Origin of the sequence: Pseudomonas sp. Pseusp88, assembly GCF_047303955.1 — a bacterium.
In the GTDB taxonomy this organism is placed as follows: domain Bacteria; phylum Pseudomonadota; class Gammaproteobacteria; order Pseudomonadales; family Pseudomonadaceae; genus Aquipseudomonas.
The window spans coordinates 116,198-128,814 of the sequence record NZ_JBGLYM010000006.1 but is presented as its reverse complement, the minus strand read 5'-3'; the positions used below and the strand labels follow the sequence as shown (position 1 = coordinate 128,814).

2 protein-coding genes are annotated in these 12,617 nt (G+C 66.4%); both read right to left on the bottom strand.

Annotated elements, in window-relative coordinates; all coding sequences use genetic code 11:
• Window positions 1–44: 44 nt before the first annotated feature.
• On the bottom strand, window positions 45–1,460 hold the full coding sequence (locus ACCD02_RS10425) for a diaminobutyrate--2-oxoglutarate transaminase (protein WP_413301044.1): 1,416 nt from the start codon (window positions 1,458–1,460) through the stop codon (window positions 45–47).
• A gap of 52 nt (window positions 1,461–1,512) precedes the next feature.
• Window positions 1,513–12,495 (bottom strand): amino acid adenylation domain-containing protein, encoded by a 10,983-nt coding sequence (locus ACCD02_RS10420; protein ID WP_413301042.1) that lies wholly within the window; start codon window positions 12,493–12,495, stop codon window positions 1,513–1,515.
• Window positions 12,496–12,617: the final 122 nt, after the last annotated feature.

Genomic DNA, 12,617 nt, shown 5'->3' with positions numbered 1-12,617 from the left:
AATGTCCTTACTAGACGAAGTTCGGCCCAGGATCGTTAAGCCCTTCAGCTCCCCGACGGCAATACGCTCTCCTGCAGTGCGCGACCAAACAGATCCGCTACCTCGTCGACCTGTGCCGCAGTGATGATCAGCGGTGGCAGGAAGCGCACCACCGCGCCGTAGCGGCCCCCCAGTTCCAGGATCAAACCGTGGCGCAGGCAGGATGCCTGGATGCGCGAGGCCCGGGCCGCGTCGGCCGCCGGGTTGCCTTGGGCATCACGAGCTTGCGGGTCGACGATCTCCACGCCCAGCATCAGCCCGCGCCCGCGCACATCGCCCATACACGGGTGATCGCACTGCAACGCCCGCAGATGCCCCGACAGCCGCCCGCCCATGGTGGCCGCATGCTCGGCCAGCTGTTCGTCACGCAAGACGTCGAGGGTGGCGATACCGGCGGCCATGGCCAGTTGGTTGCCACGGAAGGTGCCCGCATGCGCCCCGGGCTTCCAGAGGTCGAGTTCTTCACGGTAAACCACCACGGCCAGCGGCAGACTGCCGCCGATGGCCTTGGACAGGACCACCACATCAGGCTCGATGCCGGCGTGCTCGAAGGCGAACATTTTGCCGGTGCGGCCAAAGCCGCTCTGGATCTCGTCGACGATCAGCGCTACACCGGCGCGTCGGGTGATTTCGCGCAGGCCGCGCAACCAGCTGAGCGCTGCCGGCACAACGCCGCCTTCACCCTGTACCGCCTCGACGATCACCGCCGCCGGTGGTGCGACGCCCCCCTCGGGATCTTCCAACAGGTTCTGGATGTAGCGCAGCCCCAGGCGCACGCCCTCCTCGCCGCCCACGCCGAAGGGGCAACGGAAGTCATAGGGATACGGCAGGAACTGCACCGGAGCGAAGGTCCCTTCCAGTGGCTGCTTGGCTGCCAGGCTGCCCATCAAGCCCAGCGCGCCCTGGGTCATGCCATGGTAACCGCCCTGGAAGGCCAGAACGCCGCGTCGACCGGTGGCGATACGCACCAGCTTGAGCGCTGCCTCCACGGCGTCCGAGCCGCTGGGCGAGCAGAACTGGATCTTGGCCTTGGCCGCAAAGGACGCCGGCAGCGTTTCCAGCAGACGCTGCATGAACAGGTCCTTGACCGGCGTGGTCAGGTCCAGGGTATGCAGCGGCAACTCATCGTCCAGTACCTGGCGAATCGCGGCGATCACCCGAGGGTGATTGTGCCCCAGGGCCAGAGTGCCAGCGCCCGCCAGGCAGTCGATGTACCGCCGCCCATCCATATCCTGCACGTGAATACCTTTGGCGCTCTTGAGTGCCAGGGGCAAGCGCCGCGGGTAGCTGCGGGCATTGGACTCATGGCGTGCCTGACGGCCGAGCAGAGGCGCATTGGCGCTCTCCGGCACTGCGTTGGGAGCCACAGCGTTGATAACCCGGCCCTGGGCCGGAACCGCTTGAACATCGAGCGTCTGCATTACCTGTTCTCCTGAGTAACCGAAAAGCGCCGGGTTGGCACGTCGAATTCGTTCATGACTTTTCTTCCAGTTCCGCCATCAGCGCGCTGAGCTTGCTGGCCTGGCTCGACAGACGCTGGCTGTTGCGCGCCGCCTCCACGCACAAGGCCAGGGCCGCCACCGTGCTGGCCTCGAACACCTCGCGCAGCGGCAAGGCAATCTGCAACTGGCGTTGCAGGCGGGTATACACCTGGGTCGCCAACAGCGAGTGGCCACCCAGCTCGAAGAAGTCATCGGTCACGCCGATGTCCTGCTGCTGCAGCACCTCGCGCCAGATCTCCAGCAACTGCGCTTCCAGTTCGTTGCGTGGGGCCTGCGGCGCGCGCGCGGCCCATTGCGGTGCAGGCAGGGCCTTGCGGTCGAGCTTGCCGTTGGGTGTCAGTGGGAACTGCGCCAGCACTATCAGGTGCGCCGGCACCATGTAGTCGGGCAGGCTCTCGCGCAGGGCGGCCTTGAGCACGCTTTCGACGTTATCCAGCTCGCACGCCAGGGTGATATAGCCGACCAGTTGCCGCCCCAGCGGAGCGTCGTGGTCCACTACGATGGCCTCTGCGACCTGGGGCTGAGCCCGCAGGCGCGCCTCGATCTCGCCAAGCTCAATGCGCAGGCCACGGATTTTGACCTGATGATCGGCGCGCCCGACATACTCGATCAGACCGTCCTGACGACGCCGCGCCAGGTCACCGGTGCGGTACAGCCGCGACCCCGGTTGCGCGCCGAACGGATCGGCGACAAACGCTTGGGTCGTGCGTATGGGATCGCCCAGATAGCCGCGCCCGACCCCCACCCCGGCCACATACAGCTCTCCCACCACGCCCGCCGGCAGCGGCTCAAGGCTGCCATCGAGGATGTACAGGCGGTTGTTGTCAGTGGGCGTGCCGATGGGCAGATAAGCGGCCGTGTCGCTGATCGCCTCGACCTGGTAGAACGCCACGTCGTCCGAGCACTCCGCCGGGCCGTAGGCGTTGATCAAGGGGATCGCCGGGTAGCGGCGTTGCCAGTCCCGGGCCAGTGCCGGCGGCAAGGCTTCACCGGTTGGCAACAGCCAATGAAGGCTGTCCAGGACTTGCTCCGGTTCGTCGAGCAGGCTCTGAATCAATGCGGGTACCAACTCCAGCACCGTCACGCCGCAGCGGCGGACATGGGCCAGCAGAGCCGTCGGATGACGAGCGATATCCTCGGGGAAGATCTCTACCCGGCCACCACACAGTAACGCGGTCAGGAACTGCCACACGGAAATGTCGAAGCACTGGTTGGCGGTCTGGGCGATGACGCTGTGCTCGTCCAGGCCCAGATATGGCACCTTGCTCAGTTGGTTATTGAGCATGCCCGCCTGTTCCACCATGACGCCCTTGGGCTTGCCGGTGGAGCCGGAAGTAAACAGCACGTAGGCCAGGCTGCGCGGTCCACTCGGCACCGCCGGGTCGACGGCGGGCCACATCTGCTCCTGCCAGTCGTCCATCAGCAATACCGGGCAGCTCCCCGCGGCCGAATTCCGGCCCAACAGGTCAAAGCTCTGCTCCAGCACTTCGCTGCGGGCGCGCCGGCTGACCACGCAGGCCACCGAGCCGGCCGCAAGGATTTCAGCAATGCGCTGTGGCGGATGGGCCGGGTCCAGGGGCAACCATGCCGCCCCCGCCTTGAGGGTGGCAAGCATCATCACCAGCAGGTCCAGGCCACGCTCATCGAGCAATGCCACCTGCCGCTCGGGCCCCGCCCCCTGAGCCCGCAGGCAATGGGCCAGGCGGTTGGCACGGGCGTCGAGCTGCGCGTAGGTCAGCGACTGGTCCAGGCAGGCGGCAGCGATACGCTGGGGATGGCGCGCGGCGCTGGCGGCAAACAACTGGGCATAACTGCTGTGCAGCGGGTAGTCACGCTGAGTGGCGTTGTGCCAACCCAGCAAATGTTCACGTACCACCGCATCCAGGCGCGGCAAACGCGTGACGGGCGCCTGCAACCCGTCCAGCAGGTTGATCAGGTGCTGACGGAAATTGGCCAGCAGGGCCTCCACGGTGGCGCTGGCGAAGAGTCGCTCGTCGCAGGACAGGTGCAGCGTCAGGGCGCCACGGGGGTACGCCACCACGGTGATCGGGTAGTTGGTGTGGGTGCGGCTTTGCAACATCTCGGCACGCAGCTGTTTGCCGCCTTCCACCACCGCAGCATCCAGCGGCGCGTTCTCGAATACCAGCAGGCTGTCAAACATCGATTGCCCGTGGGGGATGGCGCTGGCCTGCTGGATCTCTACAAGCGGCAGATGCTCGTGCTCGCGCATCGCCAGATTCTGCGCCAGCAACGCGCGCAGCCATTGGCCTGCAGTGGTCGACGAGCCGGGCTCGGGCACCTGCACGCGCAGCGGGATGGTATTGATGAACAAGCCCAGGGTGGCGTGCATGTCCACCCGCTCCAGTGGGCGCCCGGCTACGGTGATGCCGAACAGCACGTCGTCACGACCGCTGTAGGTCCGCAAAGTCAGGGCCCAGGCAGCCTGGACCACCGTGTTGATGGTGGTCTGCTGTTCACGCACAGTGACGCGCAGGCGTTCGGTCTGGGCTTCGCTCAAGGAGACCAGACGGTCGATGATGCGCGAGTGACCGTCGCCGCGTCCGCTGGCCTTTTCCACCGGCAGCGAGGTGACGCTGTCGAAACCGGCCAGCGCCTGTTTCCAGTAGCCGCGGGTCAACTGCAGGTCGCGCTCGCCAAGCCAGGCGATGAATTCGCGGTAGCGCGCCGCCACCGGCGGCAAGGCGGCGTCGCTGCCCTGCAACGACCGGTAGCAGGCCAGAAAGTCGGCCAACAGCAGGTGCACACACCAGGCGTCCATGATGCTGTGGTGGTAGCTGACCACCAAATGCACATGGGCCTCGTCCAGGCGCGCCAGACGAATGCGCAGCAGCGGCGCGCGGGCCAGGTCCATACCCTGGTCGAGCTCGGCCTGTAGCTCGTCGTTCATCAAACGGCGTTGTTCCTGCTCAGGTCGGCCGCGCCAGTCGAAATGGGCGACCCATGGCGCTACCTCGCGCCGCACGATCTGCAGCGGCCGTTCGGTGACGTTCCAGACGAAGCCGGTGCGCAGCGCTTCATGCCGGCGCACCACCATGGCCCAGGCGGCATCAAAGGTGTCGGGCTCGAAGTGGCCTTCCAGGCGGTACTGGTTCTGCATCAGGTAGATACCTGAATTCGGCTCCAGCAGGCAGTGCATCAGCAGGCCTTCCTGCATCGGTGCCAAGGGGTAGATGTCTTCGATCTCTGCCCGCGGCAACGGCAAGGCCGCCCATTGCGCCTCGCTCAGACTGACCAGTTCGCGGTCGTCGGCCAGCCGTGGCGCCTCGGCCTGTACCGCCACCGCGCTTTGGGCCAGGGCTTCGACGGTGGGCTGCTCGAACAGTGCCTTGGGGGTGATCGACAAGCCTTGCTGGTGGGCCCGGGTGACCACCTGGATAGACACGATCGAGTCGCCGCCCAGGGCAAAGAAATCGTCGTGGATACCAACCTGTTCCAGTCCCAGCACGCTTTGCCAGATCTCGCACAGCAGGGTTTCGGCCACCGTGCGCGGCGCCACGTAGTGCCGGGTATCGGGCCCAGGTTGTGGCAGGGCCTTGCGGTCCAGCTTGCCGTTGGGGGTCAGCGGCAAGCCGGGCAACTCGACGATCCAGGTAGGCACCATGTAGTCGGGAAGATGCTCGCGCACGTACTGTTGCAACACCTCGCCGGCCAGCGAGGCGCCGTTCGGCACCACATAGGCCACCAGCTGTTGACCGGCGCCTCGGGTCTGCACCGTGACCGCCGCCTGGCGCACGCCGGGGTGACGTTCCAGGCATGCCTCGATATCGCCCAACTCGATGCGGAAGCCGCGAATCTTCACTTGCTGGTCGATACGCTCCAGGTATTCGAGCTGGCCATCGGTGCGTCGGCGCACGCGGTCGCCGCTGCGATACAGGCGCGCGCCAGCGTTGAACGGATCGGCGACGAAGCGCTCGGCGGTCAGTGCCGGCTGACGGTGATAGCCGCGTGCCAGGCCAACGCCACCGATGTACAGTTCGCCAGCCACGCCCAGGGGCACCGGTTCCAGGTTTTCATCGAGGACATACAGGCAGGTGTTGGCCAACGGCTCACCCAGCAGTGGCTGCGGATTCTCGCCGCCGATGCGCTGGCGCGCCGACCAGATGGTGGTTTCGGTGGGGCCATAGACGTTCCACAGCTCCCCGCGCCCGGCCAGTTGCCCGGCCAGGGCCTTGGGCAGCGCCTCACCGCCGCACAACAAGCGACAAGCCGACAGGTCGAGCCCGGCGTCCTGTTCCAGCAGCATGCGCCAGGTGGACGGTGTGGCCTGGATCGTACCGACCTGCTCGCGCTGCACCAGGGCCCACAGGCGTGCCGGATCACGGGCGTCGTCGCGATCAGCAATGATCACCGGCGCACCGTGCAGCAACGGCAGGTAAAGCTCCAGTCCGGCGATGTCGAACGACAGCGAGGTCAGTGCCAGCATCGCTCGCGCCTGCCCCCCATCGGCGGCCAGGCCCGGGGCCTGGGCCATGCTGGCGAGGAAGTTGCTCAAGGCTTCATGATGGATGGCCACGCCCTTGGGCTTGCCAGTGGAACCGGAGGTGTAGATCACATAAGCCAGGTCGCCCGCAGTGTTGATCGCGGCGGGATCGGTGTCGTCCTGCGGCTCTTGTACGCAGGGAGTGTCCAGTAACCACACGGGGATGTCCCCCGCGGCAGCCTGCAGCTCGGCCTGCAGGCTGTTCTGGGTCAGCAGCAAGGCCATGCCGCTGTCGCTGAGCATATGGGCCAGGCGCGCTGGCGGGAAGGCGGGGTCCAGCGGCACATAGGCGCCACCAGCCTTGTGGATCGCCAGCAATGCCACCAGCATGCCGGCACCACGTTCCACGCAGAGGCCCACCAGCGCGTCACGCCCAATGCCTGCTCGGCGCAGGCGCCAGGCCAGGCGGTTGGCCCGGCGGTTCAAGGTGGCGTAGTCCAGGCGTTCGTCGCCCGAGCACACTGCCAACGCCTGGGGCGTGCGCTGCGCCTGGCACTGGAACTGTTCAACCAGGGTCAGCCCCGGCATTGCACTGCGGCCCGCTTCACCTGCCGCCAGCAAGGCGCGGCGCTGGGACATGTCCAGGCCATGCAACTGCCCCAGACATGCCTGTGGCGAGTCGCACATGGCCAACAGCAGGTGCTCCCAGTACTGCATCAGGGCGCTCAGGGTGGCCGCATCGAAACAGGCCGGATCGTAATGGCACTTGACCGAGAGTTGTGTTCCGGGGCTGATAGTCAGCATCAGCGGATAATGACTCTGCTCGCGTACCTGGGCCGGGCCGAAACGCGGCCCCGAGGCATCGTCGGCATTGTCGAAGGCAGCCGACACCGGGTAGTTCTCGAACACCAGCAGGGTATCGAACAGGGTCTGCCCGCTACGCCCCAACCAGCGCTGAATCGATTGCAGAGGCGTGTGTTGATGGTCGCGCAGGGCCAGGCTGTCTTCCTGCCAGGCCTCCAGGTAGGCCGTCACCGTCTGCTCCGGGCGCGGCGCGGCATTGACCGGCAAGGTGTTGATGAACAGCCCCAGTTGCTCTTCGATGCCCGCCACCTCGGCCGGACGCCCCGACCAGGTCGCGCCGAAAACCACTTGAGCCTGGCCGCTCAGACGTTGCAACAACAGCCCCCAGGCGGCTTGCAACAGGCTGTTGAGGGTGACCCGGCGATCACGGGCGAAGGCCTCCAGCGACTGGCTCGCAGAAGCGCTGAAACGGTGGCCGTGATAACCCCCTTCGCCACCCAAGGCCTGACCTGCCAGTGCCTGGTGCAGCAAAGTCGGTTCGTGGAGGTCGGCCAGGCGTGCCCGCCAGAAGGTTTCGTCGGCCGCCGTATCGCGACCGGCCAGCCAGTGCAGGTAATCGTCGTAGCGCGACAGTGGCGCGCCCAGCGTCTCGCCACGATACAGCTGCAATACCTCGGCCAGCAGGCGCGACAGGCTCCAGCCATCGAGCAACAGGTGATGGCAGGTGAAAATCAACTGATGGCTGTCGCTGCCGGTGCGCACCAGGTGCAGGCGCCACAAGGGGCCGACCTGCAGGTCGAAGCCCTGCTGCAACTGCTGCCGGGCCAGGGCATCGCGCTCGACATCGCTACGCAGTTCAAGCTCGATCAGTGGCAGTTCGACGTTGCGCAATACCACGCGCACGCTCTTGTCGTCCTGCCAGTGGAAGGCGCTGCGCAGGCAGGCGTGGCGCTCCAGTACCGCCTGCCAGGCACGGCTGAAGCGCACGCTGTCCAGACCCCAGGCATCGACGCGCACCTGGTTGATGTAATCGCCGGGACGACTGTCGTACAGGCTGTGGAACACCAGTCCCTGCTGCAAAGGGGTCAGCGGGTACAGAGTCTCGATTCGGCCTGCCGCATACGGCAAGGCCTGCAACTGCTGTTGATCGAGAGCCGCCAGCGGCACGTCCGAAGGGGTCAATTGCCCCGGCTCCGTATGCAGGCAATGCTCGATGAGCGCGTCCAGTTCGCGGGCGAAGCCGTCACGCAGCGCCTCGATGGAGGCCGGGTCCAATTGCCGCGCACTGAAGCTCCAGCCCACGGCCAGGCATTGGTCATGGACCGCAGCGTTCAGGGTCAGCCAGTTGTTCAGCGGAGCCTGGGCATCGACATTCGCACCGGCCGGCTCCGCTGCCAGACTGAACATGTCATTGTCCGAGAACTGCTGGTCGAACTGGCCCAGGTAGTTGAAGGTGATCCGTGCCGGCGGCAGTGCGGCCAGCGCCTCGCGCAGCGGCTGCGGACCTAACTCGCGCAACACGCCGTAGCCCAGGCCGTTGCCGGGCACGCGCAGTTGTTCCTTGATGGTTTTCAGCGAGTCGGCCAGGTCTTGGCGCGGGGTCAGACGCACCGGCCAGGTGCTGGTGAACCAGCCCAGGGTACGACTCAGGTCCTGCTGTTCGTCGAACGGTTCACGGCCATGGCCTTCCAGCTCCACCAGCAACGCTTCGGCCTTGCCCCAGGCACAGGCGGCGCGGGCCAGGGCGGTCAGCAACAGATCGTCGACCCGGCAACGGTAGGCGGCGGGCGCGTCGGTCAACAGTTGACGGGTGCGCTCAGCGCTCAGGCGCAAGGTCAGGCGGGTGGCATCGCCTGCACGCGGCACTGCGTCTGCATCCCGCAGGGGCCACTGCAGGCTAGGCCCGCGCAATGCGGCCAGCCAAGTATTGCCCTCTTCGACCAGTCGGGCGCTACTGGCGTGTTCGCGCAGGGCTCGACCCCAGGCTTGCCCCGACGTGGTCTTGGGCGGCAAGCTCGGAATCGCTTGTGGGTCGTCCGCCAGGTTGCGATACACCCGCTGCAAGTCTTCAAGCAGGATGCGCCAGGACACGCCATCGGTGGCCAGGTGGTGGATCACCAGCAGCAATCTCTGCCCACCCTCAGCCAGGTTTACCAGCGCCGCGCGCCAGATCGGCCCGTGTTGCAGGTCCAGACTGAGCTGGACCTGATCGGCGATGTCAGCCAGCTCATGGCTGCCGGCCGCCGCCAACACCCACAATTTCGCAGGCGTGGCGCCCTGCACGTAATGACCCTGCCCGTTCGCATCAAAGCGCAAGCGCAAGGCATCGTGGTGGTCGGCCAGCAGACTCAAGGTGCGCTCCAGCAGATCGGCCCGCAATGGCTGACGCGGCTGCAGCATCACGGCCTGGTTCCAGTGGGAGCGCTGCTCGATAGCCCGGGCGAAAAACTGCTGTTGCAAGGGCGTCAGCGGCAATGATCCCTGCACCGGCCCCTGATCGATGAAGGTGGCGCTGCGCTCCTCGCACGCTGCGGCCAGGGCCCGCAGGCTCTGGTGCTGGAAGAGGTCGCGAGGCTTGAGGTGCAGGCCCTGCTCCCGTGCCCGACTGACCACCTGCAACGCGACGATGGAATCGCCGCCGCGGGCAAAGAAGTTGTCCTGACTGCCGATGGCCTCGCCGCCCAGCAAACTGTGCCAGATGGCCGCCAGGGCGATTTCCCGAGGACCTTGCGGAGCTTCGAAGGCCGCGCCCTGCCATTGCACGGCCGGAAGTTGCCGACGATCAAGCTTGCCGTTGGCGCTCAGTGGCATGCTGGCCAGTGATACGGTCTGGGCCGGCAGCATATAGTCGGGCAACTGCTGGGCAGCCCACTCGCGCAAGCGTTCGACCAAGGCCGCCGGAGCATCGTCGCGCGGCGTGACATAGGCCACCAGGGCCTGCCCGCCAGGGCTATCACAGACCATCACAGCCGCTTCGTGCAGCCAGCCACTGGCCAGCAACGCCGCCTCGATCTCGCCCAGTTCGATCCGTTGCCCACGCAGCTTGACCTGATGATCGAGGCGGCCCAGGTAATCCAGGGTGCCATCGGCCGCGCGTCGCACCCGGTCGCCGGTGCGGTACAAGCGCTGCCCGGCCTCGAACGGATCGGCAACGAAGCGTTCGGCGGTCAGCCCCGCCCGGTTGCAATAGCCCCGCGCCAGGCCGACACCGCCCAGGTACAGCTCGCCGGGCACGCCGTTGGGCACAGGTTGCAGCGCCGCATCCAGTACATAGGTGCTCAGACCGTCGATCGGTTGGCCGATCGGCACATGTGGGCGGTCATCGGCACGACAGGTCCAGTGGGTCACGTCGATGGCCGCTTCCGTCGGCCCATAGAGGTTGACCAGGCAGGCTCCCGGCAGGCTGGCCAGGCAGCGTCGCGCCAGCGCTGCCGGCAAGGCTTCGCCGCTGCATACCAGCAGGCGCAGACTGCCCGAGTGAGCCGCGACCTGGCCGTCGGCGAGAAAAGCCTGAAGCATGGACGGCACAAAGTGGATCACGCTGATGGCCTGACTCTCGATCAACTCGGCCAGGGCCTCGGGGTCGCGATGCGCCCCCGGCGGCGCCATCACCAGGCGCGCGCCCTGGGCCAGTGGCCAGAGGTATTCCCACACCGACACGTCGAAACCAAACGGGGTTTTCTGCAGCACTGCATCGGTGCTGCCGAGCCCGTAGGCCGTCTGCATCCAGTGCAGCCGGTTGGCCAATGCCGAATGCCGGTTGCCGACCCCCTTGGGCCGGCCAGTGGAACCAGAGGTGAAGATCACATAGGCCAAGTGTTCACCCAGCACCGGCACCCGGGGCGCCTCGGCCGAGTAACCGTCGAGGACCAGGGTCGCCAGGTCCAGCACCGGACACCCAGTCAGCGCCAGCAGCCGCGTACTGTGGGCGGCATTTTGCGCCACTACGGCATGCGCCGCGCTGTCGGCGAGCATGCCCGCCAGGCGTTCGTCGGGCAGTTCCGGATCCAGTGGCAACCAGGCACCGCCGGCCTTGAGAATGGCCAGGATCCCCAGCACCTGTTCGAAGGAGCGCTCGGCACACAGGCCGACGACGGCATCCGGCCCTACGCCCTGTTCGCGCAAGGCATGGGCCAGGCGGTTGGCCTGACTGTCCAGTTGGCCATAGGTCCATGAGCGCTCGCCCACCACCAGCGCCACAGCGTGCGGGGTACGGCGGGCCTGGTCGGCGATGGTCTGGTGCAGCGGCTGCTCGAAGGCCGGGGCCGAGACGCCGCGACTGGTCTTGAGAATGGCCTGTCGCTCCTCGGCCAGCAGCAGGGGCAGTCGCTCCAATGCCAGGTCCGGTGTCTGGATCAAGGCGTCGAGCAACTGCTCGTAATGAGCCAGGAGGGTTTGCATGACGTCAGAGTCGAACAGCTCCAGGTTGTACTCCAGCCGCGCGCTGACCCCGCTGTCAGACACCTCGATATCCAGGGACACGTCGAACTTCGCGATCCCGGTGTCGATGCGCACCGGCTCCAAGCGCAGGCCGCCCGGTTCCTGCAGCTTGCCCGGGGCCTGGGTACGCAGATTGAACAGGGCCTGGAACAGTGGCGCGCGGCTCAGGTCACGGGTGGTTTCAAGCTCCGCCTGCAGCAGTTCGAAAGGGTAATCGGCATATTCCAATGCCTTGAGAAACTCGCTGCGCAGGCGTTGGCACAGCTCAGCGCCAGTGAGCCCGTCGGTAAACGCCACGCGGTACAGCTGCGTATTGACGAAAAAGCCCACCAGTTCCTGGGTTTCCGCACGGTTGCGCGCCGCCTGGGGTACACCGATCAGAAACGCCTGCTGACCGCTGTAGCGCACCAGCAATGCCTGCCAGGTCGCCAGGCAGACCACAAACGGAGTCAATCGGCGCTCGCGGCAGAAGGCTTGCAGGCGCTGCGCCAATGCCGCAGGCACCGCTCGGCGCAAAGCCGCACCACGGCTGCCCAGGATCGCCGGGCGCGGCCCGCGGGTTGGCAGGTCCAGGGCCGGGGCCCCGTTACCCAGGTAGTCACGCCAGTAATCGGTGGCCGGCCCTTCGACCTGGGCGTAGCGCTCACGCTGCCAGCGGGCATAGTCGGCGTACTGCAGCGGCAGTTCAGCCCACGTGCTGTTGTCCAGGCCCGCTGCACGAGCGTAAGCGCGGCCCAGATCGCGCAGCAGCACGCCATTGGACCAGGCATCGGACACGATGTGATGCAAGGTAATCGCCAATACCGGCGACTGCTCCTGGATTTCAATCAAGGTCGCCCGCAGCAACGGGGCCTGCCCCAGGTCGAACGGTCGGCGCGCCTCGTCGAGTAATACCTGTTCCAGTGCCTCATCGTCGACCAGGGAGCGTTCGTGCAAGAGTACCTGCACTTGAGCCAACGGCTGCTGCCAAGCCTGGCCTTCGCTCTCGAAAAAGCGCGTGCGTAAAATGGCGTGGCGCTGCACCAGATCGTTCAGGGCCTGCTGCAGTGCCGGCCGATTAACCTCGCCGTGCAGGCGCAAGGCATGCAGCAGGTTGTAGGCGACGGCATCCGGCTCCAGTCGATGCAGTACCCACAGGCGCTGCTGAGCGAACGACAAGGGTGCCGGCCGATCGCTGCCACTCGCTGCGATCCGCTCCAGGGCCGGGCTTTGCGGGCTAGGCCAAGCAGGCGTCGAAGGCGTGACGGGGGTCGGGCGGTATCCATTCATGGCGGACTTTCTCGGCAAGCTGAAGTCTTTTGTAAACGAACTTGCGCGGCGTTAATTTAATCGGCCAGGGCCTGCCATAGGGCCTGGCGAACGCCCTCCAGGCAGCCGCGAGCCGCCCTCGG

What these genes read in the sequence shown, in the direction of transcription:
- ACCD02_RS10425 (WP_413301044.1), bottom strand. Translation starts at nt 1,460, where the DNA reads ATGCAGACGCTCGATGTTCAAGCGGTTCCGGCCCAGGGCCGGGTTATC.
- ACCD02_RS10420 (WP_413301042.1), bottom strand. Translation starts at nt 12,495, where the DNA reads ATGAATGGATACCGCCCGACCCCCGTCACGCCTTCGACGCCTGCTTGG.